The organism is Microbacterium invictum (assembly GCF_034421375.1).
GTDB classification, from domain to species: domain Bacteria; phylum Actinomycetota; class Actinomycetes; order Actinomycetales; family Microbacteriaceae; genus Microbacterium; species Microbacterium invictum_A.
The window spans coordinates 1,362,159-1,385,620 of record NZ_CP139779.1 but is presented as its reverse complement, the minus strand read 5'-3'; the positions used below and the strand labels follow the sequence as shown (position 1 = coordinate 1,385,620).

The window sequence follows — 23,462 nt, the reverse complement described above, 5'->3', positions numbered from 1 at the left end:
TCCTTGCGGCGCTACAGTGAGCGCGTGGAATCGGTGAGCGGCGAACTGCTCTTCAGCTACGGCACGCTCCAGCAGCCCGAGGTGCAGCTGGACACCTTCGGCAGGATCGTCGAGGCCGAGCCCGACATCCTGCCCGGATTCACCGTCGACTACGCCGAGATCATCGACGAACGGGTGGTGGATGTCTCGGGGCATGCGGTGCACCCCATCGTCCGGCCGACCGGGAATCCCCTCGACAAGGTGGTGGGGAAGGTGTTGCGCGTCACCGAGGACGAGCTCGACGCCGCGGACGAGTACGAGGTCTCGCTCTACCGGCGCATCGCGGCGCCGCTCGCCAGCGGCCGCACGGCCTGGGTCTACGTGTCGGTGTGAGCGGCCTCTTCCACGACCCCCTGTGGCCGCGCGCCGGTGACTGGCCGTCGGCGCACGACGGCGCCGAGACCTCCGGCCCGATCGACGTGGCCCTTCTCGGGGTGCCGACCTATCGGACGTCCCTGTCGGCGACCGGGGCCCACGCCACCCCTGCGGCCGTGCGCGAGGCTCTCCGGCGGTACAGCCCCACCGTGATCGGTCCCCCCGCCGTCGACCTCGACGCCGCGCTCACGATCGTCGACGCGGGAGATGTTCCCGAGCCCGACGGCGAGGAGGGTGAGGCGCGCGTCCGCCGCCTCGTCGCCGACCTCGCCGCCCGCGGCGGGCTGGTCATCGCCCTCGGCGGCGACAACGCCGCCACCGTGCCGGTCGCCCAGGGAGCCAGGGCCGGCGGCCTGATCACGCTCGACGCTCATCTCGACCTCCGCGACGGCAGATCCAACGGCTCACCGGTGCGCCGGCTCGTCGAGGACGGACTCGATCCGGCGCGGATCGTGCAGATCGGCATCGCCGACTTCGCCAACTCCCCCGCCTACATCGCCCGGGCACGAGCGCTCGGCATCACCCTGGTCACCCTCGACGAGGCTCGCGGCCGTCCGGCCGGCGACCTGATGGACGAGGCGTTCGCGATCGCAGGTGCGGGTACCGGCGGCGTGCACCTGGACATCGACGTGGATGTCTGCGACAGATCCGTCGCGCCGGCGTGCCCGGCCTCGGTCCCGGGCGGGCTGAGCGCCCACGCGCTGCGCGCGCTGGTCCGTGCGGCCGCGTCGGACGCGCGACTCGTGACGGCGGATATCGTCGAGATCGACGCCACTGCCGACACCGACGACGGCCGGACGGTGAGACTGGCGGCGCTGTGCGTTCTGGAGCTTCTGGCGGGGAGGGCGATCCGATGACGATCGAACTGGTGCTGGTACGACACGCGAAGTCGGACTGGGGCGACCCGGGGCTTCGCGATCACGATCGACCGCTGAACGAGAGGGGTCTGCGCGACGCCCCGAGAATGGCCGCGCGCCTCGCCGAGACGGGCTTCCGCCCCGACGCTCTGCTGTCGAGCACGGCCGTCCGCGCCCGCACCACCGCCGACGCCTTCGCGGCGGCGCTCGGGGCCGAGCTCACCCTCGATCCCGACCTCTACGGCGCCCCGCCGTCGACGCTCCTCGCGACGGCGGGGCGCAGCGGCGCGGCCCGCGTGATGGTCGTCGCGCACAATCCCGGCATGACCGAGCTCGCCGAGGCGCTCTCGGGAGGCGGCATCGGCGAGATGCCCACGTGCGCGGTCGCCCGGTTCCGCTGGGACGATGACGACTGGGCCGTCGTCGGCGCCGTCGACCCGGCGGAGTGGCACCTCGACACGCCGCGCTGACGGCGGTCACCCGACCGTTTCACCGTCCTTCCAGACGGCCGCGACGATCGGCACGCCCGGTCGATAGGCCAGATGGGTCCGCGACGGCGCATCCAGGAGCACGAGATCCGCACGCATCCCGGGCGAGATGCCGCCGACGTCCTGTCTCCGCAGCGCCCGCGCCCCGCCGGCGGTCGCCGCCCACACCGCTTCGGGCACGGTCATCCCCATCTCGCGCACGGCGAGGGCGATCATGAGCGGCATCGAGCTGGTGAAGCTCGACCCGGGGTTGCAATCGCTTGCGAGGGCGACGGTGACCCCGGCGTCGATGAGGCGACGGGCGTCGGGGTAGGGCTGTCGAGTGGAGAACTCCACCCCCGGCAGGAGCGTGGCGACCGTGTCCGAGCCCGCGAGCAGGGCGACGTCGGCGTCGCTCAGGAAGGTGCAGTGGTCGACGGATGCGGCGCCGAGACCGATCGCGAGGGCGACGCCCGGGCCCTCCCCGAGCTGATTGCCGTGCACGCGGGCCGCGAGGCCCCGGCGCTGACCGGCCTCGAGCACCCGGCGTGCCTCCTCCCCGGTGAAGGCGCCGTCCTCGCAGAAGACGTCGATCCAGCGACTGAACGGCGCGCAGGACTCCAGCATTGGGCCGCAGACGAGGTCGAGGTAGCCGCTCCGGTCACCGGCGTACTCCGGCGGGATCACGTGCGCGCCGAGGAACGTCACCTCGGCGGTCACCTCGGCCGCGAGGCGCGCGAGCCGCTCCTCGTCGTGGACGGTGAGCCCGTACCCCGTCTTGATCTCCACGGTGGTGGTTCCCTGACCGCGCAGCTCGCGGATGAGTTCCGCCAGGCGGATGCGCAGCTCGTCATCGCCCGCAGCGCGCGTCGCCGCCACCGTCCGGTGTATTCCCCCTGCGGAATAGGACCGGCCGGCCATCCGCGCCTCGAACTCGTCGGCACGGTCACCCGCGAACACCAGGTGGGTGTGCGCGTCGACGAAGCCCGGCAGCACGGCCCGCCGCGCGGCATCCACGACCCTTATCCCGGACGTTGCGCGAGCGAAGCGAGACAAGACGTCCGATGCCTCCGCCGCGGCGCCGACCCAGACGATCCGACCCTCGTCGATCAGCACGGCGGCGTCGCGGACGGTGCCGCACGGATCCCCCGCGGCGCCGACGTTGGTCGTCAGCTCGCCGATGTTCGTGATGAGCGTCGCAGTCACGGCATCGGCACCTTCAGGCCGCGCTCGGCGGCGACCTCTCGCGCGCGGTCGTAGCCGGCGTCGACGTGGCGCATGATGCCGGTTCCGGGGTCGTTGACGAGCACGCGGGCGAGCTTCTCGGCCGCGAGCGGCGTCCCGTCGGCGACGGTGACCTGACCGGCGTGGATCGACCTCCCGATCCCCACCCCGCCCCCGTGGTGGATCGACACCCACGACGCGCCCGACGCGGTGTTGAGCAGGGCGTTCAGCAGCGGCCAGTCGGCGATCGCGTCGGAGCCGTCGGCCATCGCCTCCGTCTCCCGGTAGGGGGACGCGACCGACCCGGCGTCGAGGTGATCGCGGCCGATCACGATGGGTCCCGCAAGCTCTCCGGAGGCGACCATCTCGTTGAACCGCAGCCCCGCGAGGTGACGCTCCTGGTAGCCGAGCCAGCAGATGCGCGCCGGGAGCCCCTCGAAATGCACCGCCCCGCCGGCCCTGTCGAGCCACCGCACGAGCCCGGCGTCGTCGGGGAACAGGGCCTTCACCGCCTCGTCGGTATTGCGGATGTCGTCGGGGTCCCCCGACAGCGCCACCCAGCGGAAGGGCCCGCGCCCCTCGGCGAACTGCGGACGGATGTAGGCCGGCACGAAGCCGGGGAACGCGAAAGCGCGGTCGAAGCCGCCGAGCTGCGCCTCGGCGCGGATCGAGTTGCCGTAGTCGAACACCTCGGCGCCGGCATCCTGGAATCCGACCATCGCGGCCACCTGTGCCGCCATCGACTCCCGGGCCCGACGCGTGAACTCCCCCGGGTCGCGCTCGGCCTCGGCGCGCCATTCCTCCACCGAGACGCCGACGGGCAGGTACGAAAGCGGATCGTGAGCACTCGTCTGGTCGGTGACGATGTCGATCGGCGTGCCCCGGCGCAGCAGCTCGGGGAAGACCTCGGCCGCATTTCCGACGACACCGACCGAGAGTGCGTCGCCCGCCGATCGCGCGGCGACGACCCGCGCGATCGCGGCGTCGAGGTCGGTGGTGTACTCGTCGAGGTACCCGTGCGCAACGCGGCGCGCGAGGCGCGAGGCGTCGACGTCGACGATGAGCACCGCTCCCCCGTTGAGTGTCACCGCGAGCGGCTGGGCGCCGCCCATGCCGCCGCACCCGCCGGTGAGCGTGAGGGTGCCTGCGAGGTCATCGCGCCCGAGCGAGCGTGCGACGGCGGCGAAGGTCTCGTACGTCCCCTGCAAGATGCCCTGCGTGCCGATGTAGATCCAGGAACCGGCCGTCATCTGGCCGTACATCGTCAGGCCCAGGTGCTCGAGACGGCGGAACTCGGGCCACGTCGCCCAGTCGCCCACGAGATTCGAGTTGGCGATGAGCACGCGGGGCGCCCACTCGTGCGTCCGGAAGACGCCGACGGGCTTTCCCGACTGGACGAGCAGCGTCTCATCGGGCTCGAGCTCGTCGAGCGTGCGCACGATCGCGTCGTACGCCTCCCACGAGCGGGCCGCCTTCCCGGTGCCGCCGTAGACGACGAGGTCGTCGGGGCGCTCGGCGACCTCGGGGTCGAGGTTGTTCATCAGCATGCGCTTGGCAGCCTCGGCTCCCCAGCTCTTCGCGGTCCTCTCCCCTCCTCGGGGCGCGCGGATCGAGCGGGCAGGGGCAGGAACGTCGATCATGAATCCTCCTTCGGTGCGGTGGACGAGAGAGCGGACGCCGCGGAGCGTGCGACGGCGCCGGCCGAGACGAGGCCCGTGACCGCCTCGATCTCGGGCGAGAGGAAGCGGTCGGGTCCGGGCCCGCCGGACACTCCACGGACGAGGTCGGCGACCGCACCGGTGGCGGCGGCGGGCCGGAGCGGCGCGCGAAGCAGCTGCGCCCGGACGCCGACCATCACCTCGATCGCCAGCACGCGTGCCAGGCCGTCGAGGGCACGACGGAGTTTGCGACCCGCCGCCCACCCCATCGACACGTGGTCCTCCTGCATCGCCGAGGACGGGATCGAATCGACCGAGGCGGGTGCGGCGAGGCGCTTGAGCTCCGACACGATGCCGGCTGCGGCGTACTGAGCGATCATGAACCCCGAGTCGACCCCGGGCTCGTGGGCGAGGAAGGGCGGCAGGCCCTGGTTGCGCGCGACGTCGAGCGCGCGGTCGGTGCGTCGCTCCGAGATCGACGCCACGTCGGCCACGGCGATCGCGAGGAAGTCCAGGACGTAGGCGAGGGGCGCGCCGTGGAAGTTGCCGTTCGACTCCACCCGGCCATCGGGTGTCACGACGGGATTGTCGATGGCGGCGGCGAGTTCGCGGGCGGCGACGGTCGAGGCGTGCGCGAGGGTGTCGCGCGCGGCACCGTGCACCTGCGGACTGCACCGGAGCGAGTAGGCGTCCTGCACGCGTGTGCAGACGGCCGGGTCGCGATGGCTGGCGACGATGCCCGAGCCGGCGAGGAGCGCCCGCAGTTGAGCGGCGGCATCGCGCTGTCCCGGGTGGGGCCGGAGTGCCATGAGGTCGGCGGCGAAGACGGCGTCGGTGCCGAGCTGGCTCTCGATGGAGAGCGCTGCGGCGACATCGGCGGTGTCGAGGAGCATCTCGAGGTCGTGGGCGGCCAGGAGCAGCATCCCCAGCATCCCGTCGGTGCCGTTGATGAGCGCGAGTCCCTCCTTCTCCTCGAGGACGACGGAGGTGAGGGATGCCGCGGCGAGCGCGTCGCGCGCCGACGTGACCTCGCCGCAGCCCACCCGCACTTCCCCTTCTCCCATCGCTGCGAGGGCGACGTGCGCCAGGGGCGCGAGATCGCCCGAGCACCCGAGAGACCCGTACTCGCGGACGACCGGCGTGATCCCCGCATTCAGCATCGCCGCGTACAGCTCCACGACCTCGGCGCGCACGCCCGTGTGTCCCGAGGCGAGGGTCTGCAGGCGCAGGAGCTGCAGCGCCCGGACCACCTCGTCCTCGACCTCAGCGCCCGTTCCGGCGGCGTGCGAGCGGATGAGGCTCGCCTGCAGCTGACGGCGTCGCTCGGGGGCGATGAAGGTGGTCGCGAGGGCGCCGAAACCCGTCGAGATGCCGTAGTGCGGACGCGGGTCGTCGGCGAGTCTCTCGATCAGGGCACGGGAGTCGGTCACGCGGGCGAGCGCGGCGGACGACACGCGCACCGACGCGCCGTGGCGCGCGACGGCGACGACCTCGGCCGGGGCGAGGGGATGATCGCCGAGGAGCACTTCCGTGGTCGTGGACAGTAGGGACATGACTCGATTGCACTCCGTGGCCGGGCGGATCGCCACGCCCGCGTGGCATCCTGTGTCTGTGATCTCAGACAGTGCCGTCGCCGGGGGACGCCCGCAGGTGCCCGCCGCCGACCAGACCTTGCGGATGCTCTCCTATCTCGCCCGACAGCGCGGACCCGTCCCCGCCCGGACCATCGCCGACGCCCTCACTCTGCCCCGCTCGACCGTCTACCACCTGCTCACGACGATGGAACGGCGCGGCTTCGTGGTCCACGTGACGACGGAACGTCGGTGGGGCCTCGGCATCGCCGCCTTCGAGCTGGGTGGCGGGTATGCACGCCAGCAGCCGCTCGCCCGTCTCGGGCGCCCCGTCGTGGCAGCGCTCGCCGACCGTGCCGGCCAGAGCGCGCACCTCGCGGTGATGAGCGGTCGCGATGTGCTCTACATCGTCGAGGAACGCGCGCCGGGTCGCCCCGCCCTGGTGACCGATGTCGGGGTGCGTCTTCCCGCCCACCTCACCGCGACGGGTCGGGCGATGCTGGCCGCCCTTCCCCCGGCGCAGGTGCGTGCGCTGTTCCCCGATGCGGGGGCCTTCTCCGACCGCACCGGGCGAGGTCCGCGGCGCCTGAGCGAGCTCCGCCAGGTCCTCCGTGCCGTCCGCGCCGAGGGGGTCGCCGAGGAGCACGGTGAGGTCACGCTCGGATTCGGCTCGGTCGCTGCCGTCGTCCTGGACCACGCCGGGTGGCCCGCCGCAGCGGTCGCCACGACCTGGGCCGAGGATGACGCCGATGCCGATGACGGGATGGCGGCACTCGTCCGCGAGACCGCCGGCACCCTGACCCGCCGGATCGGCGGGTGAGCGTCAGCGAATGACGAGACGCGGCTGGACGAGCAGACGCTCGGGCGCCCGCTCCCCGGTCGAGATGCGGCGGCCGCCGTCGTCGGTGAGGAGGTCGAGGACGGCGCGGGCCACCAGCTCGGGCGCCTGCTCGACGCTCGACAGTCCCAGTGCCTCCGCGACGGGGGTGTTGTCGAAACCGATCAGCCCGATGCGGGTCGCGCCGGTGTCGACGGCTGCGAGGTGAGCGCCGACCGCCAGGGCATCGCTCACACACACCACCGCGTCGATGTCGTCGCGCACGGTCGCGTCCGAAAACGCCTGTGCCATGACGTCGCGGGCGTCCGCCACGCTGTCGGGCACGCGGAAGACCCGGTCGGCGGAGCCCGACCCCGTCATCGCCTCTCGCCACCCGCGCTCGCGGTCATCCCCCGTGCCCGCATCGGGCGGCCAGCCGAGCCACGCGACGCGGGGTCCGTAGACCTCGAGGGCGTGCGAGGTCGCCGCTCGGGTGCCGGCGGCACCGTCGACATCCACCCAGGAGTGACCGGACTCCCACACGTCGCCGCCACCCCAGGGCCGCCCGAATGCCGCGTAGGGCAGTTCTCGACCGTCCAGCCACCCCGTGCGCGGATCGCCGAACGCAGTCCCCGTGATCACGGCCGCATCGATCTCGCCGCCGTCGATCAGGTCGCTCAGACGCGCGATCTCCTCATCGCGGGTGCGGGCACTGTAGATCAGCACCCGCAGCGCTCGTTCGTTAGCGTTCTCGGTGAGTGCGTGGATGAACCGGTCGAGGATGACGCCGGAGATGCCGCCCGTGAACGGGTCGATGTGCACACCGATGGTCGAGCTTCGCCGGGTCCGCAGGCTCCGGGCGGCGACATGGGGACGATAGGCGAGCTCGTCGATCGCCCGCTGCACCCGTGCCCGGGTCTCCTCGCGCACGATGGCGGGGGTGTTGATCACGTTCGACACCGTCTGACGCGACACCCCGGCGCGGCGGGCGACGTCCTCGACCGTCGGCGCTTTCGCCATCCCCCACCCCCCGGCTCTGAACGATCAAAATTGTTACCCGAGCGTATCCGTCGCGCGTTGACATCCGAAAGAACCTCGTCCTAGTCTCATGTCGACACCAATTTGAACGTTCATATTTGAACGATCAAGCATCCTCGGGAACCGGTGTCGCGACTTCATTCAAAGGAGAGGGAGACATGACACGCAGCAAGATGCGCGCCGCCTTCGGCGCGGGAGCGATTCTCACCGCCGGCGCCCTGGCGCTGACCGGATGCGGCGGCGGGAGCTTCGACGACGGCGGCGGAGCCGCATCCGACGGCGAGCTGACGTCCTCCGACGACGCGATCAGCGTCCTCATCGCCTCGAGCGGCGAGGCCGAGGCGACCGCGGTCGAAGACGCCGTCGCCGCCTGGTCGGCCGAATCCGGCGTCGAGGCGAGCGTCGAGATCGCCAGCGACCTCAACCAGCAGCTCGCGCAGGGCTTCGCCGCCGGCTCGCCGCCGGACCTGTTCTACCTCTCCCCCGACGCCCTCGCCGGCTACGCCGACAACGGCTCGTTGCGCGCCTACGGCGACGAGCTGTCCAACGCCGGGGACTTCTACGCGCCGCTCGTGGAGAACTTCACCTACGAGGACGAGTTCTACTGCGCCCCGAAGGACTTCTCGACCCTGGCGCTCATCATCAACGCCGACCTGTGGGCGGCGGCCGGGCTCACCGAGGACGACGTGCCGACCACGTGGGAAGAGCTTTCCACGGTCAGCCAGACCCTCACCACCGACGGCGTCACCGGTCTCGCCTTCGGCCCCGAGGTCCAGCGCCTCGGCGCCTTCATGGCGCAGGCCGGCGGCGGCCTCGTCACCGACGGTGCAGCCACGGCGAACAGCCCCGAGAACGTCGAGGCGCTCGAGTACGTCAAGACCAACCTCGAGGGCGGCAACTTCGCCTACGCCACCGACATCGGCGCGGGATGGGGCGGCGAGGCCTTCGGCCTCGGCTCTGCCGCGATGGTGATCGAGGGCAACTGGATCGAGGGAGCCATGCGCAACGACTACCCCGATGTGAACTACCTCGTCGCTCAGCTGCCCGAGGGCCCCGGTGGTCCCGGAACGCTGCAGTTCACCAACTGCTGGGGCATGGCCGCCGACAGCCCCAACCAGCAGGCCGCCCTCGAGCTGGTGGAGTACCTGACCGCCTCCGAGCAGCAGCTCGCCTTCTCCGAGGCGTTCGGCATCATGCCGTCGCTGGAGACCACCGCCGACGCGTGGCGCGAGGCCAACCCCGACCTCGCCGCCTTCATCGACGGTGCCGAGTACGCCCAGTTCCTGCCCACTCAGGCCGACGCCGCCGCGGTGATCACCGACTTCAACGCGCAGCTGGAGTCGCTGGCCGAGTCCGACCCGACGACGATCCTCGACTCGGTCCAGGGCAACCTCGAGGCCGTGGTCGGCTGACATGACCGCCACGGTCACCACCCCCCGCGTCGGGTCCCGGAACTCCGGGATCCGACGCGGGGAGGCCGCCGCGGGGTGGGTGTTCGTCCTCCCCGTCATCCTGATCCTGGGTCTGTTCCTGCTGATCCCGGTGCTGATGGCGCTGTGGGTGAGCTTCTCGGACTGGTCGGGACGCGGGAGCCCCCTGTCGGGGACGGTGAACTTCGTCGGCCTGGAGAACTACGCCGCAGTGACGACCGGAGGCGGCCTCGCCGAGCGCGACTTCGGCATCTCGCTCCGCAACATCGCATGGTACGTGCTGCTGGTGGTCCCGCTGCAGACGGCGCTGTCGCTCTTCCTCGCGGTCCTGGTGAACCGCGCGGTCCTCCGAGGCCGCGGGTTCTTCCGCACCGCGTTCTACTTCCCCTCCGTGACCTCCTCGGTGGCGATCACGATCCTGTGGCTGTTCCTCTTCTCGCAGACCGGTGTGGTCAACGCCGTCCTCGCCTGGATCGGCATCTCGGGGCCGAACTGGTTCCAAGAGCCGAGCGGCATCGTCCACAACGCCCTCGCCGGCGTCGGGATCACCACCGGTCCAGAGGCGCTCACCCAGACCGACGTGCTCGGCGTGAGCCTGTGGGAGTGGCTGGCCGGCCCCTCGGTCGCCCTGTCGGCGTTCATCCTCATGGCGGTCTTCACCACGAGCGGCACCTTCATGCTCCTCTTCATCGCGGCCCTGCAGAACGTGGGCGTCGAACTCGGCGAAGCCAGCATGATGGACGGCGCGAACGGCTGGCAGCGGTTCTGGCACATCACGCTCCCGCAGCTGCGACCGACGATCTTCACCGTCGTGACCCTCGGCCTGATCGGCGGCTGGCAGGTCTTCGATCAGATCTATACGGGCACCGAGGGCGGTCCGGCCAAGACCACCGTCACCCCCGCCTACCTGTCCTACGAGGCGGCGTTCACCCGTCAGGAGTGGGGAGAGGGGTCGGCCATCGCGTTCCTGCTCTTCCTCATCATCATCTTCTTCACGCTCATCCAGCGCTGGGCACTGCGTGAGCGCGGAGTCTCGAAGCGGCGTGCCGCGCGCTACGAAGTGAAGGGAGGCAGATCGTGAGTGAGACACTTCCGGCAGAGGCGAAGGTCGAGCAGGTCGATCCGGATCGGACGACGCGGGAGCCGGCCGGTCGGCGCCGCGGCCTGTCCCGCCGCCTCAGCGGTCAGATCTTCCTGTACGCGCTCCTGGTGATCCTCGCGATCATCTACATCTTCCCGTTCCTGGTGCAGGTCGCGACCTCGTTCAAGACCGATTCCGAGGCGGCGAGCAACGCACTCTCGCTCTTCCCGCAGACCGTGACGTTCGCGGCGTACGAGACGCTGTTCAGCCGGAGCGACTTCCCGCTGTGGTTCGCCAACTCCACGATCGTCACGATCGCCGTGACCCTCGGGCGGGTGTTCTTCGTCTCCCTCGCCGGGTACGCCCTCGCCCGCCTGCACTTCCGTGGCCGCGGAGCCATCTTCGCGCTCGTCGTCGGCGTGATGGCCGTGCCGGCCGTGGTCCTTCTTATCCCGAAGTTCCTCGTGCTGAACCAGATCGGGATCTACGACACCTATGCGGCGATGATCCTGCCGCTCCTCGTCGATGCGGCCGGGGTGTTCATCATGAAGAACTTCTTCGAGTCCATTCCGGTCTCGGTCGAGGAGCAGGCCCGCATCGACGGCGCGGGCGCCTTCCGGGTGTTCTGGTCGGTGGTGCTGCCGATGGCCAGGCCCGCCCTCATCACGATCATCATCCTGTCCTTCCAGGGGTCGTGGAACGAGCTCAGCCACTTCATCGTCGCCACGCAGTCGCCCGAACTGACGACCCTCACCAAGGGCGTCGCATCGCTGGCCTCGGGGCAGCTCAGTCAGGGCACGCAGTACCCGATCAAGCTCGCGGCGGCGCTGATCATGACGATCCCCGTGGCCGTGATGTTCTTCGTCTTCCAAAAGCGCATCATGAACACCACCGAAGGAGCCGTCAAAGGATGAACACCGCCACCGCCCCCGCGACCCGCACGCGTCAGCCGCTGCTCGACGACGCCGTCATCGTGCTCCGCGCTCCCACGCAGGTGTGGTCGCGCGAGACCGGCGACGCCGGCCCGGGGGCGATCGACGGGATCTACCACGGCGATGTCCGGCACGTCCGCGAGCTCGAGCTCACCTGCGACGAGTCCGAGGTCGAGTGGATCTCGGTCGCCCCCGACGGCCCGTCCCGCGCCGTCTTCAGCGCGGTGCTCCGCGGCGTCGACGACGACACGCCCGATCCCAAGGTGAGGCTGCTGCGCGACCGCGTCGTGGCCCCCGGCGAGGTGCGCGAGACGGTGACGCTGCGATCCGCGCGGGACGCACCGCTGACGGCGACCCTGCGGCTCCGCCTCGGCGCCGAGTTCGCCTCGCTCCATGACGTCAAGGGCGGCGCGCCCGTTCCATCCGTCATCGACGTGAGGGGGACGGATGCCACAGCGTCGGCGCGGTCGCAGACGGCGTCGTTCACCCTCGAGGCGGCGGGGGGTTTCGTCGAGGCGACCGGCTCCGACATCCGCGCGGTGTGGTCGATCACCGTCCCCGCTCGCGGTGAGGCGACGGTGTCGTGGCGGATGATCCTCGACGACACCACCCTGGTCGTCCGCGGGGCGGCGCGCCCGACCGGCGTCGACACGGAGGCGGCGATCGACGCCGCGCGCGGCCACGATCCTCGGCTGAGCCGGTGGCTCGAGGTCGCCCTCGGCGACCTCGACGCGCTCCGGCTCACCCTCCCCGGCGAGGGCGACGACGCGTTCTACGCGGCGGGCGCGCCCTGGTTCTTCACGCTGTTCGGTCGCGATTCCCTCTGGGCGGCGCGGCTCGCGCTGCCGCTCGACGTCGGCATGGCGGCATCCACTCTTCGGGTGCTCGCCCGCCTGCAGGGCGATCGGGACGAACCCGACTCTGCGCAGGAGCCCGGGAAGATCCTCCACGAACTGCGTTCGACCACCCTCGAGCAGCCGGGCGAAGGGATCGCCCTGCCGCCGCTCTACTACGGCACGGTCGACGCGACGGCGCTCTGGGTCTGCCTTCTCGCCGACGCCTGGCGGGCGGGCATGCCCGAGGCCGAGGTCACCGCGCTCGTGCCGGCCCTCCGCGCCGCGCTCGGCTGGCTCCGCCACCACGGCGACAACGACGGCGACGGCTTCATCGACTACCTCGATCGCACCGGCCACGGACTCGCCAATCAGGGCTGGAAGGACTCCGGAGACTCCATCCAGTGGCGCGACGGCCGGCTGGCGGAGGGCCCGATCGCGCTGTGCGAGGTGCAGGGCTACGCCTACGAGGCCGCCCTCGCCGGGGCCGAGATCCTCGAGCAGCTCGCCGGCGACGCCGACGAGGCTGCACGACTGCGGGCCTGGGCCGGCGACCTGCGCGAGCGCTTCGCCGCCTCGTACTGGGTCGAGACCCCCGAGGGGCGCTACCCGGCGGTGGCGCTGGACCGTCACAAGCAGCCCGTGGACACCTTGACGAGCAACATCGGTCACCTGATCGGCACCGGCATCCTCGATGCCGACGACGAGGCGCATGTCGCGCGGCTCCTTCTGGATCCCTCGCTGTCGAGCGGGTTCGGCATTCGCACGATGTCGACCGGAGCCGCGGGGTATTGGCCGCTGTCGTACCACGGCGGGAGCGTCTGGACCCACGACACCGCGATCGCCGCGCACGGGATGCTGCGCGCCGGCCTCCGCGACGAGGCTGAGCAGGTCGTCTCCGGCCTGCTCGCCGCGGCTGAGGCGTTCTCGTACCGGGTTCCCGAGCTGCACTCGGGCGACCCGGTCACCGAGGTGTCGCGCCCCGCGCCCTATCCGGCGGCGTGCCGGCCGCAGGCGTGGTCGGCGGCCGCATCGGTCGTCGCGCTGAGCGCCCTGCAGCGGCGCTGACGCGCCGGGCGCTCAGTCGACCTTGCTCACCGTCCCGCCGGTGAGGTGGACCAGTTCGTCGAAGGTGAGCGGGAAGACGGTGTGCGGGGTTCCGCCGGCGGCCCAGATCTCGGGATACTGCGCGAGATCCTCGTCCACCACCGTCGTGAGGGGGGCGGGGTGGCCGGTGGGCGCCACTCCCCCGATCGCCTGACCCGTGGCATCCCGCACCTGCTCGGGCGTCGCACGCCGGATGCTGTCCCGACCGAGGCGCGCGGCGAGCGCGGCGGTGTCGACGCGGTGCGCGCCGCTCGTCATCACCAGGAGCGGTTCGCCGTCGCTCCAGAACACCAGGCTGTTCGCGATCGCCCCCACCTCGACGCCGAGAGCCTCGGCGGCGAGGACCGCGGTGGAGGCGGCATCGGGAAGCACCACGATGTCACCGGCGATGCCGGCGGCGCGGAGGGCGTCGTGGACGAGGCGGCTGCGGGCGGGGAGCGAGGAGGTCATGACCGTCAGCCTAGGGTCGGAGGTCCCGATTAGCCTGGCCGCGGACAGACCCGCTCCCGACCGAAGGAGGACACGATGGCCGAATTGTTCACACCAGGCGACCCCGTGCACGAGAAGGCCCAGCATCTGCTGGACTCCGAGTTGATCGCCTGGTTCACGACCGTCGGAGAGGACGGCACGCCCCACGCGGTGCCGGTGTGGTTCTTCTGGCACGACGGTGCCGTATGGATCCTCACCCGACCCGATTCGGTCAAGGCGCGGCAGGTGCGGCGCGGATCTCGGGCGCTGGTGCACCTGAACACGCAGGGCCGGTTCGGCGCGGACGTGGTGGTGCTGAGCGGGTCGGCCCGGATCATCGATCAATCCGCCGCCGAGTGGCTGATTACCGTCCGTGAGCCGTGGACCGAGAAGTATGTCGAGGCGATCGAGGACTTCGGGATGCCGGTCGACGAACTCGTTCAGCAATTCGAAGCCGTCATCCGGATGGAGCCCGAAAAACTCCTCGCGTGGTGAGGTGACGCGCCGCGCGTCGGCGGCCGGTTGAACCACAGCCCGGGCGATGATGCAATGGAGTCGGGTGCGGCGAAGCGGCCGCATCCGAGAGAGCACGCCCACAAGGCCCGCCGAAAGAGGACGCGATGTCGCACACCCTGCCCTTGCCCGATTTCACCCACGAGCGCGTGGAGGTGATCACGGGGCGGCGGAGCGGACTGTTCCTCGCGGTCGCCCTGCACTCCTCCGTCCTCGGTTCCGCCCTCGGCGGCGCGCGGCTGTGGACGTACCCGCACTGGAGCGACGCCCTCGGCGATGCCCTGCGCCTGTCGGCGGCGATGACGCTGAAGAACGCGGCGGCCGGGCTCGACGCCGGGGGCGGCAAAGCGGTGATCGCCCTCCCCGAGGGGACGATGCTCGACGCCGACCGTCGACGCGCGGCCTTCCTCGACCTCGGCGACGCGGTCGAGGCGCTGAACGGCCTCTACCGCACGGCGGAAGACGTCGGCTCGACCACGGACGACATGCTCACGGTTCGCGAGCGCACCGAGCACGTCGTGGGTCTTCCCGACGCGGTCGGCGGATCGGGTGAGCCCGCGGGCCCGACGAGCCTCGGCGTCTACGCGTCGCTGCGCGCGACGCTCGAGCGTGTGACCGGCAGTGCGGAGGTCGCAGGCCGGCGCATCACGATCTCGGGCCTCGGTCAGGTCGGCAGCCGCCTGGCGCTCCGCCTCGCCGCCGAGGGCGCCGTCCTCACGGTGACCGACGTCAACCCCGCCAAGCGGGACCTCGCCCGCGAGCTGCAGGCCTCGTGGAGCGAACCCGGGTTCGAGCACCTCGTGCCGGCCGACGTCTTCGTGCCCGCGGGGATCGGCGGCATCCTCACCTCCGAGGTGATCGACGATCTCGACGCCCGCGCGGTCTGCGGCCCGGCCAACAACCCGCTCGCCGAGCACTCTGGCTCCGACCGCCTCGCCGCGCGGGGCATCCTCTACGCCCCCGACTTCGTCGTCAACGCCGGCGGGGTCATCTACCTCGACCTCGAGGCGAAGAAGCTCGGCACCCGGGACGAGATCATGGACCGGGTCGCCGGCATCGGCGACACCCTCCGCCGCGTCTTCGACGATGCCGCCGAACGGGGCATCACGCCGCTGATGGCCGCCGAGGGGCTCGCCGCGCAGCGGCTCTCCGTCGGCGACCGCTCACCGGCCATGGCCTGACCGATGCGGGCCGAGGTCAGTTGATGATCTCGGCCCCAGTCGCGGCGAGCGCGGCGAGGCGTTCGCGCCATATCTCCCGCGCGTCCTGACTCAATCGCGTCCAGTCGCTGACCTCTTCGATCACGATGAGCGGCGAGTCCGATCGGTAGGACTGCGTCGGGTTGCCCGGGAACTTCTTGTCCGTGACGTTCGGGTCGTCCTCGAAATCCCCCGTCACCTCGACGCGGTAGACATGCGGCCGGGCATTCTCGGGCCCGAGCATCACGGCGAGCTCCGCCGCCAAGCCGGCGCCGTCCAGCGCGGCGGTGAAGTAGACGTGATTCATGGTGACGTCGGAGCGGTAGTTCGAGCGGAACCCTGGCCTCAGGCGATCGCCCGGGGCCAGCTCCGCACGGGTGCCGTGGTAGAACGGTCCGTCGTGGAGGGGAGGATGCGCGGCCATCCGCCCATTATGAGCGCGCCGCCGGCGACCTGACAGACCCGCGAAACAGGAAGAGCCCGCCCTGCCGGGCGAGCTCTTCTCGGATCGGTGGACCTGAGGGGATTCGAACCCCTGACCTCTTCATTGCGAACGAAGCGCGCTACCAACTGCGCCACAGGCCCGAGAACCTCCGTTACATTATCACCCTCGCCGGGTCGCCGACGAACCCGGGCGGGCTCAGGCGCCCGCTGCGCGGCGCTGGAGCAAACGCCGGACATGATCCTCGATCTCGGCGTCGTCGACGAAGCCCATACGGGCGAAGTCCGGACCGGTCTGCGCAGCGCGCGCGGCCCGCGCGACCTCGATCGACGGCGGCTGCGCAGCTTCGGCGCGCACGCGCAGGGCCTCGGCGACCGCGGCCTGGCGCAGCTCTTCGCGGGCGTCCTCGACGTCGCGGACCGCGGCTGCCTGCGACCCGGCCGAGACGGTGAGCGGCCTCGGCAGCTCGCGCGGCGCCCACGCCGCCCGCTGCCGAGCCACCGGCAGCGGAACGTCCTGCACGATGGGCGCGGTCCGGGCGACCGGAACAGCGGATGCCGCAGACCGACGCGCCACCCGCGCCGCGACGCGAGCCATCTGCGCGAGCGCGGCGATAGACAGGATGACGAGGGCGAGACCTCCGACGAGGGCGCCGATCGCCCCGGTCGACACGGTCAGCCATGCGCCCCATCCGGCGAGACCCAGCCCGGCGAAGCCCAGCGAGGTCGCGACCAGTCTCACGCGGCGACGAGCGCGTGCCTGACGAGCTTCAGGAGCAGCCTTGGCGGCGGCCTTCTCGGCGCGTGCCCGCTCGAGGTCGACGCGCGCCTGCTCGAGGGCAGCGTCCTCGCGTTCGGCCATGGCGCGTTTGGCGAGCTTCTGCTGTGCCGCCGCGGTGCGGGCGGAGAGCTCGAGGCGCACCTCTGCCGGCGTCTCACTCGTCTCGGCGAGGACCCGCAGCGCCTGGTTCAGCCGGACGGCGTTGCGTTCCGCGGCGTCGAACTGACGGCGGCTGTGCCATGAGGGCAACAGGTAGACCAGCCACAGCAGCACCGCCACGAGCACGATCACCCCGCCACCCAGCACCTGTCCGCCCATGCGCATAACGGTATGCGACACCGGCATCCGCGCCCGGCAAGGCGGTTGCGTGTCGTCGCGGCGGATTCGCCTCAGATGTCGGCGAGGGCGGGCAGAACCTCGTCGGCCATCCGCGCGACCCGTCCGACGGGATCGTCGGGGGCGGCGCCGAGCACGACCTGTGTGATCCCGAGAGCCGACAGCTTCTCCATGTGCGGGAGGAACCCCGGATCGTGCGGGTCGGAGAAGGCGGAGACCACGGTCTTCTCGATCGCGTCGTAGTCCGTGCCGGCACGGTCGCAGTGCCCTCGGAGCACATCGAGGAGGTGCGCCACGCGCTCGGGGTCGGCGGTCGTGAGGTTCACGATCTGCGCGTACTGGGCGGCCAGTCGCAGGGTCTTCTTCTCTCCCTGACCGCCGATCATGATGGGAGGGTGGGGCCGCTGGATGGGCGCCGGGCTCGACAGCGTCTCTTCGAGGACGTAGTGCTCGCCCCGGTAGGCGCCGTTGTCATCGCTCCACATCTGCAGCGCGATCTGCAGGGTCTCTTCGAGCCGCTCGAAGCGTTCGGCGAGCGGCGGGAAGGGCACCCCCAGGCCACGGTGCTCCCGGTCGTACCAGGCGGCACCGATCCCGAGCATCGCGCGGCCTTCGCTCAGGACGTCGAGCGTCGTGACGATCTTCGCGAGCAATCCCGGATGCCGGTAGGTCACGCCGGTCACGAGCGGACCGATCCGCATCGAGTGCGTGTGCGCCGCCAGGAAGCCGAGCGTTGTGAAGGCCTCGAGCATCGGCTCATCGGCCGGAGCGACCCGTTCCATCTGGAACCAGTGGTCCATGACCGTGAACTGCGCGAACCCGCCCTGCTCAGCGGTGCGCGCGGTGCGGCCGAGCACCTCGGCAAGGGTGTCGGGAGCGCCGGGGACGGAGAAGTTCCAGAAGTGGAAGCCTGCCTGCATGGCGTCACGCTACGTCCGCGCGGGGGTATGCGGCCCGGGTTTTCATCAGTTTTCGCCGGACGTTCACCGTCGGCGAAATGCTCACTGGCGCGTGGTGCACCGCAAAGCCGCGCCGTCGTCTGATCACACGATGCTTCCGGGGAAGCCGCCGCTTCAGCCGGAAGCCACCGTGTCAACTCGGAAGGCCAAGCGACCACCTGGGGTTGCCATGGTCTCGCGCGAGCGTCAGAAGGGTGCGGGTGCGTGCGGGTCGTCGACCGGTTCATCGAAGATCCGGAATTCGGTGCCGGGGGTGGTCCATTTCACCCACAGGTCGTCGGGGAGATCTTCTTCCGGATGGAAGTGCACCCCGTGGCCGGGTGGATTGTCGATGTGGATCCGGCCGGTAGGGGAGGTCCACTCCATCACCCCACCGTCGAGTTGCTTCACTTCCCAGGCGGTGAACTGCTTCATACTGTGATGCCGTTGGCACAGACAGCACAGGTTGCAGATCTCCGTCTTCCCCCCGAGGGCGGCGTCGTGGTTGTGGTCGACTTCGCATTTTCGGGCGGGCATCCGGCATCCCGGCCACCGGCAGTGCTTGTCCCGCCCCTTCAGGAACCGGACCATCGCCCCGGTCGGCCGGTACTGATCCACCGCCATGATCAACCCCGTGATCGGATGAACCAGCAGCCGCTCCCACACCCCGTCACTGTTCCCCGCCAACAACCGCGCGGTTCCCGCGTCGATCGGTCCCACCCCGGCCAGGTCGCACGGGACGTCACTCTGCCCCATCAACGCCATCACGGGGATCACGACCTGCACCTTCGCCCGGATCGCCCCCAACCCTCCCGGAAGCTCGCCGTCGCGCACCGGGTCAAGGCTCGGGGTGGCGGTGAGGAGCATGTCCGCGAACACGTCGGCCCGGACCTCATCGATCGACCGGGTGTCCGGCGTCAGGGCTTCCGCATCCGCCGCGTTGAGCGCAGCCCCACCCGCTTCCGGTTCCCGCGCGGCGATGACCTCGTTCGCCTGCTCGGTGATCCGCTGGAAGATCCCCTCGATCAGCACCGTGGAATGCACCGCCCGCAACTCCGACATCCCCTCCCCGAGGCTGTACCGGACGATCCTCCGCTCCCGGAACGCCTCCCCGTGCCGCTCGGTCAGCGACCGAGGGTGCATCCGCTCCGCGATGACCTCCAAATCCGCCCTCGCCCTCCCGGGTGTTTCGTCCAAACAGACCTCCGCCGCCAGCTGATCGAACTCCCCCTTCACCCCCGGCGGCAGGCGCCGCCCGACATCCTCAACCACCGCGACATGCGCCCGGGTGATCAGCCCCTTCTCGAGGCAGTGCACCGTCGCGGGGTAGTCGTTGACCAGCGCGTAGGCGGAATCGATCTGGCGTTGCACCGACCGGTCCGACAACCTGACCGCCGCGGCGATCTCCGCCGCCACACCCCGGAGCGCCATATCCCGATCCCGCACCACCGCCGACGACCCCTCCGCCAACCGTGCCGCGAACTCCCCGGCCTCAGCCAGCGCACGTGTCTGCTCGGCTTCCGCGGCAGCCAGCGCCACCTGCGCAGCCTCCACCCGGCTCAGCACCCCGGTCAGCTCAGACCGATCCTCGTCACTGAGGAGAGTGAGCCGCGGGTTCGAACGCATGTATGAATCATGGCACCACCCTCCGACATCCAAACCCGAAACCCTCAACCACAGGTTTAAGCAGATTTGGCGACGGTAGAGCTGGCATCGGGACACCACGCACGCCGCGCGCGGCGGCACGAACCCCAGGCGGCACGAACCACACGTTGAACCAGATCGGCGACGGCAGACCTGGCATCGGGACACCACGCACGCCGCGCGCGGCGGCACGAACCCCAGGCGGCACGAACCACACGTTGAACCAGATCGGCAACGACAGGGGTGGCATCCGGACACCATGCACGCCGCGGGCGCCGGCATTAACCCGTGCGTCACGAACCCCTGGCAGCATGAGCCGCAGGCGGCACGATCCACCGGTTGAAGCAGATCGGCGACGACAGGGGTGGCATCGGTACACCATGCACGCCCTGTGCGCAGGAGGCACGAACCCGAGCCCATCCGGATCAGGCGTGCAACCGATCCGCCGGAGGGATCGTCGCCGCGTCCTGCGGCGCGCGTCCCTCGACCCACCGGGCGAGCACTCCCCCGGGAACGTCCTCGCGCACCAGCGCGAAGCAGTAGTGGTCGCGCCAGTCCCCGTCGATGTGGATGTACCGGCGCCGCAGCCCCTCGTACCGGAATCCGAGCTTCTCCACCACCCTCAGGCTCGCGCGGTTCTCGGGGCGGATGCAGATCTCCATCCGGTGCAGCCGCGCCTCGGCGAAGCACACGTCGGTCGCGAGCGCCACGGCGGTGGGCGTGATCCCGCGCCCCGCGAACCGCTCGCTCACCCAGTACCCGATGGTCGCGGTCGCCAAAGACCCCCGCGCGATCCCCCACACGTTGAGCTGTCCGGCGATCACGCCGTCGTACTCCATCACGAACGGGATGCCGGCGCCGTCGCGGTACTGCTGCAGCAGACGGCGGATGCCCGCACGCATGTCGAACGACACCGGGCCGTCGGGGCTCGTGGCCTCCCAGGGGCGCAGCCACGACCGATTGGTCAGCAACTCGTTCTGCACCGTCCGCGCGTCGCGCTGACGGATGAGCCGGATCGAGATCGGGCCATGCTCACGGGGGGATGACAGGTCCACACACCCCCCTCGCTGCGGCGGTCGCTCCGTGTCAGCTCACAGCTTCGCCGCGAACTCCTTGAACCAGGGACGCAGCTCAGGACCCAAGTCCTCACGGTCGGCGGCGAGCTGCACGATGGCCTTGATGTAATCCACTCTATCGCCGGTGTCGTAGCGACGGCCGCGGAACACGACGCCGTAGACGCCCGGCCCGTCGGGGTCGGAAGCCATCTCCTGAAGGGCGTCGGTGAGCTGGATCTCGCCGCCCTTGCCGGGCTCGGTGCGCTCGAGAATGTCGAACACCGAGGGCGAGAGAACGTAGCGGCCGATGATCGCGAGGTTGGAGGGGGCGTCCTCCTTCGCGGGCTTCTCGACGAGGCCCGTGACCTTCACCACACCGTCGTCGTCGGTCGCTTCGACCGCCGCAGCACCGTAGAGGTGGATCGAGTCGGGGTCGACCTCCATCAGCGCGACGATCGCCGCACCGCGCTTGGTGTGCTCTTCGAGCATGGTCGTGAGGAGCGGGTCGCGCTCGTCGATGAGGTCATCGCCCAGCAGCACCGCGAACGGGTGGTCGCCGACGTGGGCGCGGGCCCGCAGGACAGCGTGCCCGAGACCCTTCGGCTCACCCTGACGGACAAAATGGATGTCGGCGAGGTCGCTGGAGTGCTGAACCTTCGCCAGCTTCGAGTGGTCGCCCTTGCGCTCGAGCGTCGACTCGAGCTCGGGCACCGAGTCGAAGTGGTTCGACAGGTTGTTCTTATTGCGCCCGATGATGATGAGCACGTCGTCGATGCCGGCCGCGGTGGCCTCCTCGACGACGTACTGGATCGCGGGCTTGTCGACGACCGGGAGCATCTCCTTCGGCATCGCCTTGGTTGCGGGCAGGAATCGCGTTCCCAGTCCGGCGGCGGGAATGACGGCTTTGAATGAGCTACGAGGCACGAGCCCGATTGTAGGGGGTGGATGTTTCACGGAAAGCACGTGCCGCACCAGAGCACCGCGATCTCCGAGACCGCGCCGCCTATGATCAACGCATGTCCGACGCGATCGCCGACGCCAAACGGGCGCTCCGCGCCGATCTGCGCGAGCGCCGGAATCTGATGTCGGCGGCAGCACGCGACACCGCCGAGAGCGGCATCACCGCACAGCTCGATGCGCTCCTCGACCGTTTCGGCGTCCGCTCGATGTCGTGCTTCCTCTCCACGACGACCGAGCCGGGCACCCGGCAGTTCGTCACCGAGGCGGTGCGCCGCGGCATCCGTGTGCTCCTCCCGATCACCCGCGCCGACGGACTGCTCGACTGGTCGGTCGCCACGCCCGACCTCGACATCACCGAGGGGATGTATGGCCTGCCCGAGCCCGTCGGCGAGGTGCTCGGCCCGATCGCGGTGAATGACGTCGACCTTCTCGTCATCCCCGCCGCGGCCGTCGGGCAGGACGGCACGCGCCTCGGCTGGGGGCGCGGGTTCTTCGACAAGACCATCGGATCGATGGAGCGCTGTCCCCCGGTCTACGCGGTCATCTACGACACCGAGCTGCTCGACTCCGTTCCGCGCGATGTGCACGACCAGCCGGTGTCGGGTGTGGTCACCCCGACGCGTACGATCGATCTCGCGCCTGCCCGACGCTGATCGGCGCACCCCCGACGAAAGACACCGACATGCCCACCTACGCCTACGCCTGCAAGCAGTGCGGGCACCGCTTCGACGCCGTGCAGTCCTTCGCCGATCCGGCGCTGACCACCTGCCCCGAGTGCGAGGGACCGCTTCGCAAGGAGTACGGCTCGATCGGCGTCACCTTCAACGGCTCGGGCTTCTACCGCACCGACTCGCGTGCCGGCAGTGGAGAGGGCAAGAAGAGCGAAGGTACGAAGAGTGAGAGCGCACCGGCGAGTTCCGGTGGCGAATCGAGCGGGTCTTCGCCATCATCGAAGTCCGAGGCGAAGGCCTCGCCCGCGTCCAGCGGTTCGTAGCCCGGCGGCAGCCGGCGACGTCGGAAGGCACCATCGATGATCAAGGGCTTCAAGGAGTTCATCCTTCGCGGGAACGTGATCGACCTCGCCGTCGCCGTCGTGATCGGCGCCGCGTTCACCGGAATCGTGAACGTCCTCGTCACCGCCTTCATCAATCCGCTCATCGGGCTGGTCTTCCAGACGGGTGACCTCGAGACGGCGTTCGTCGTGAACGTGCCCACCCTGCTCGGCGGCGTCTCGGTCTTCTCGTTCGGCGCCGTCATCGCCGCGGTGATCAACTTCCTCGCCGTCGCCACGGTCGTCTACTTCGTGTTCGTCATGCCGATGAACCACTGGAAGAAGCGTCAGGAGGCACGCGCCGGCGCCGCGACCGGGGCCGCAGCCGACCCCGTGCCGACCGAGCAGGAGCTGCTGGTCCAGATCCGCGACCTGCTCGCCGCGCAGCCCGGCGCCGGCACCTCGCGGACCACTCCCCCGACGCCGTAACGGCTGCTGCCGCAGACGCCGCCTCAGTAGTGGGGTGGTTTCTCCCGCCGCATCCGTTCGTCATTCGGGCCGGAAAGACCATCGGATGCCGCGGGGGCGGCGTCCTCGCTGTCATCGACGGCGGAGGGTTCGGCCTCCGTGTCGGGCGCGGGTGTCAGCCGGGCGCGTCGTGACCCGGGAACCCGTTCCACGCGCTGGCGGGGCTCGTCCTCGGCCAT

Annotated in this window: 25 protein-coding genes and 1 tRNA gene; 13 read left to right on the top strand and 13 right to left on the bottom strand. The window is 70.5% G+C overall.

What is annotated here, in order from left to right:
* Positions 1 to 24: 24 nt before the first annotated feature.
* The 3 genes from T9R20_RS06690 to T9R20_RS06680 are packed head-to-tail and all read left to right on the top strand — an operon-like array spanning position 25 to position 1,741.
* Positions 25 to 372 carry a gamma-glutamylcyclotransferase family protein gene (locus T9R20_RS06690; protein ID WP_322411749.1) on the top strand — a complete coding sequence of 116 codons (348 nt, stop codon included), beginning with the start codon at positions 25 to 27 and terminating at the stop codon, positions 370 to 372.
* Complete coding sequence (locus T9R20_RS06685; protein ID WP_322411748.1) at positions 369 to 1,271, top strand: arginase family protein; 903 nt, start codon at positions 369 to 371, stop codon at positions 1,269 to 1,271. The genes T9R20_RS06690 and T9R20_RS06685 overlap by 4 nt, the downstream gene beginning before the upstream one ends.
* Positions 1,268 to 1,741, top strand: a complete 474-nt coding sequence (locus tag T9R20_RS06680; protein WP_322411747.1) for a SixA phosphatase family protein — start codon at positions 1,268 to 1,270, stop codon at positions 1,739 to 1,741. The genes T9R20_RS06685 and T9R20_RS06680 overlap by 4 nt, the downstream gene beginning before the upstream one ends.
* 6 nt (positions 1,742 to 1,747) lie before the next feature.
* On the opposite strand, the gene hutI is transcribed toward T9R20_RS06680, so the two are convergent.
* The 3 genes from hutI to hutH are packed head-to-tail and all read right to left on the bottom strand — an operon-like array spanning position 1,748 to position 6,173.
* On the bottom strand, positions 1,748 to 2,944 hold the full coding sequence (hutI, locus tag T9R20_RS06675) for an imidazolonepropionase (RefSeq protein WP_322411746.1): 1,197 nt from the start codon (positions 2,942 to 2,944) through the stop codon (positions 1,748 to 1,750).
* Positions 2,941 to 4,602 carry a urocanate hydratase gene (hutU, locus tag T9R20_RS06670; protein ID WP_322411745.1) on the bottom strand — a complete coding sequence of 554 codons (1,662 nt, stop codon included), beginning with the start codon at positions 4,600 to 4,602 and terminating at the stop codon, positions 2,941 to 2,943. The genes hutI and hutU overlap by 4 nt, the downstream gene beginning before the upstream one ends.
* Complete coding sequence (gene hutH / locus T9R20_RS06665) at positions 4,599 to 6,173, bottom strand: histidine ammonia-lyase (RefSeq protein WP_322411744.1); 1,575 nt, start codon at positions 6,171 to 6,173, stop codon at positions 4,599 to 4,601. Before hutH ends, hutU begins: the two co-directional genes overlap by 4 nt.
* Before the next feature lie 52 nt (positions 6,174 to 6,225).
* Between hutH and T9R20_RS06660 the strand changes: the two genes are divergently transcribed.
* Entirely contained in the window at positions 6,226 to 7,011 is a 786-nt protein-coding gene (locus tag T9R20_RS06660) for an IclR family transcriptional regulator (RefSeq protein WP_416182968.1), read from the top strand.
* Between the two features lie 3 nt (positions 7,012 to 7,014).
* Here T9R20_RS06660 and T9R20_RS06655 read toward each other — a convergent pair whose 3' ends face one another.
* Positions 7,015 to 8,028, bottom strand: coding sequence for a LacI family DNA-binding transcriptional regulator (locus T9R20_RS06655; RefSeq protein WP_322411743.1), 1,014 nt, complete (start codon positions 8,026 to 8,028; stop codon positions 7,015 to 7,017).
* Positions 8,029 to 8,204: 176 nt separating this feature from the next.
* On the opposite strand from T9R20_RS06655, the gene T9R20_RS06650 reads away from it, so the two are divergent.
* The 4 genes from T9R20_RS06650 (at position 8,205) to T9R20_RS06635 (ending at position 13,390) form a co-directional block, all read left to right on the top strand.
* Positions 8,205 to 9,458, top strand: a complete 1,254-nt coding sequence (locus T9R20_RS06650) for a sugar ABC transporter substrate-binding protein (protein ID WP_322411742.1) — start codon at positions 8,205 to 8,207, stop codon at positions 9,456 to 9,458.
* A 1-nt stretch (position 9,459) separates the two neighbouring features.
* Complete coding sequence (locus tag T9R20_RS06645; protein WP_322411741.1) at positions 9,460 to 10,557, top strand: sugar ABC transporter permease; 1,098 nt, start codon at positions 9,460 to 9,462, stop codon at positions 10,555 to 10,557.
* Positions 10,558 to 10,640: 83 nt separating this feature from the next.
* Positions 10,641 to 11,471 carry a carbohydrate ABC transporter permease gene (locus tag T9R20_RS06640; RefSeq protein ID WP_322412120.1) on the top strand — a complete coding sequence of 277 codons (831 nt, stop codon included), beginning with the start codon at positions 10,641 to 10,643 and terminating at the stop codon, positions 11,469 to 11,471.
* Positions 11,468 to 13,390 carry a glycogen debranching N-terminal domain-containing protein gene (locus T9R20_RS06635; RefSeq protein ID WP_322411740.1) on the top strand — a complete coding sequence of 641 codons (1,923 nt, stop codon included), beginning with the start codon at positions 11,468 to 11,470 and terminating at the stop codon, positions 13,388 to 13,390. The genes T9R20_RS06640 and T9R20_RS06635 overlap by 4 nt, the downstream gene beginning before the upstream one ends.
* A 12-nt stretch (positions 13,391 to 13,402) precedes the next feature.
* Here the strand turns inward: T9R20_RS06635 and T9R20_RS06630 are convergent, their stop codons facing one another.
* Positions 13,403 to 13,879 carry a YbaK/EbsC family protein gene (locus tag T9R20_RS06630; protein WP_322411739.1) on the bottom strand — a complete coding sequence of 159 codons (477 nt, stop codon included), beginning with the start codon at positions 13,877 to 13,879 and terminating at the stop codon, positions 13,403 to 13,405.
* 75 nt (positions 13,880 to 13,954) lie between these two features.
* Between T9R20_RS06630 and T9R20_RS06625 the strand changes: the two genes are divergently transcribed.
* Positions 13,955 to 14,392, top strand: a complete 438-nt coding sequence (locus tag T9R20_RS06625; protein ID WP_322411738.1) for a pyridoxamine 5'-phosphate oxidase family protein — start codon at positions 13,955 to 13,957, stop codon at positions 14,390 to 14,392.
* Positions 14,393 to 14,517: 125 nt separating this feature from the next.
* Positions 14,518 to 15,591 (top strand): Glu/Leu/Phe/Val dehydrogenase family protein, encoded by a 1,074-nt coding sequence (locus T9R20_RS06620; RefSeq protein WP_322411737.1) that lies wholly within the window; start codon positions 14,518 to 14,520, stop codon positions 15,589 to 15,591.
* Positions 15,592 to 15,607: 16 nt separating this feature from the next.
* On the opposite strand, the gene arr is transcribed toward T9R20_RS06620, so the two are convergent.
* From arr to galU, 7 genes are all read right to left on the bottom strand, one after another.
* Entirely contained in the window at positions 15,608 to 16,033 is a 426-nt protein-coding gene (arr, locus tag T9R20_RS06615; RefSeq protein WP_322411736.1) for an NAD(+)--rifampin ADP-ribosyltransferase, read from the bottom strand.
* An 88-nt stretch (positions 16,034 to 16,121) separates the two neighbouring features.
* Positions 16,122 to 16,194 (bottom strand) — tRNA-Ala (locus T9R20_RS06610).
* A 55-nt stretch (positions 16,195 to 16,249) separates the two neighbouring features.
* Positions 16,250 to 17,149, bottom strand: a complete 900-nt coding sequence (locus T9R20_RS06605) for a large exoprotein (RefSeq protein ID WP_322411735.1) — start codon at positions 17,147 to 17,149, stop codon at positions 16,250 to 16,252.
* A 71-nt stretch (positions 17,150 to 17,220) separates the two neighbouring features.
* Complete coding sequence (locus T9R20_RS06600) at positions 17,221 to 18,087, bottom strand: LLM class F420-dependent oxidoreductase (protein WP_322411734.1); 867 nt, start codon at positions 18,085 to 18,087, stop codon at positions 17,221 to 17,223.
* Positions 18,088 to 18,312: 225 nt separating this feature from the next.
* Complete coding sequence (locus T9R20_RS06595) at positions 18,313 to 19,851, bottom strand: HNH endonuclease (RefSeq protein ID WP_322411733.1); 1,539 nt, start codon at positions 19,849 to 19,851, stop codon at positions 18,313 to 18,315.
* 323 nt (positions 19,852 to 20,174) lie between these two features.
* Positions 20,175 to 20,804 carry a GNAT family protein gene (locus T9R20_RS06590; RefSeq protein ID WP_322411732.1) on the bottom strand — a complete coding sequence of 210 codons (630 nt, stop codon included), beginning with the start codon at positions 20,802 to 20,804 and terminating at the stop codon, positions 20,175 to 20,177.
* A gap of 36 nt (positions 20,805 to 20,840) precedes the next feature.
* Positions 20,841 to 21,728 carry a UTP--glucose-1-phosphate uridylyltransferase GalU gene (gene galU / locus T9R20_RS06585; protein WP_322411731.1) on the bottom strand — a complete coding sequence of 296 codons (888 nt, stop codon included), beginning with the start codon at positions 21,726 to 21,728 and terminating at the stop codon, positions 20,841 to 20,843.
* Between the two features lie 92 nt (positions 21,729 to 21,820).
* Here galU and T9R20_RS06580 point away from each other — a divergent pair, with 92 nt between their 5' ends.
* The 3 genes from T9R20_RS06580 to mscL are packed head-to-tail and all read left to right on the top strand — an operon-like array spanning position 21,821 to position 23,244.
* Positions 21,821 to 22,417, top strand: coding sequence for a 5-formyltetrahydrofolate cyclo-ligase (locus tag T9R20_RS06580; protein ID WP_322411730.1), 597 nt, complete (start codon positions 21,821 to 21,823; stop codon positions 22,415 to 22,417).
* Positions 22,418 to 22,446: 29 nt separating this feature from the next.
* Positions 22,447 to 22,758 carry an FmdB family zinc ribbon protein gene (locus T9R20_RS06575; RefSeq protein WP_322411729.1) on the top strand — a complete coding sequence of 104 codons (312 nt, stop codon included), beginning with the start codon at positions 22,447 to 22,449 and terminating at the stop codon, positions 22,756 to 22,758.
* 36 nt (positions 22,759 to 22,794) lie between these two features.
* Positions 22,795 to 23,244, top strand: coding sequence for a large conductance mechanosensitive channel protein MscL (gene mscL / locus T9R20_RS06570; protein WP_322411728.1), 450 nt, complete (start codon positions 22,795 to 22,797; stop codon positions 23,242 to 23,244).
* A 23-nt stretch (positions 23,245 to 23,267) separates the two neighbouring features.
* On the opposite strand, the gene T9R20_RS06565 is transcribed toward mscL, so the two are convergent.
* Complete coding sequence (locus tag T9R20_RS06565) at positions 23,268 to 23,462, bottom strand: hypothetical protein (protein ID WP_322411727.1); 195 nt, start codon at positions 23,460 to 23,462, stop codon at positions 23,268 to 23,270.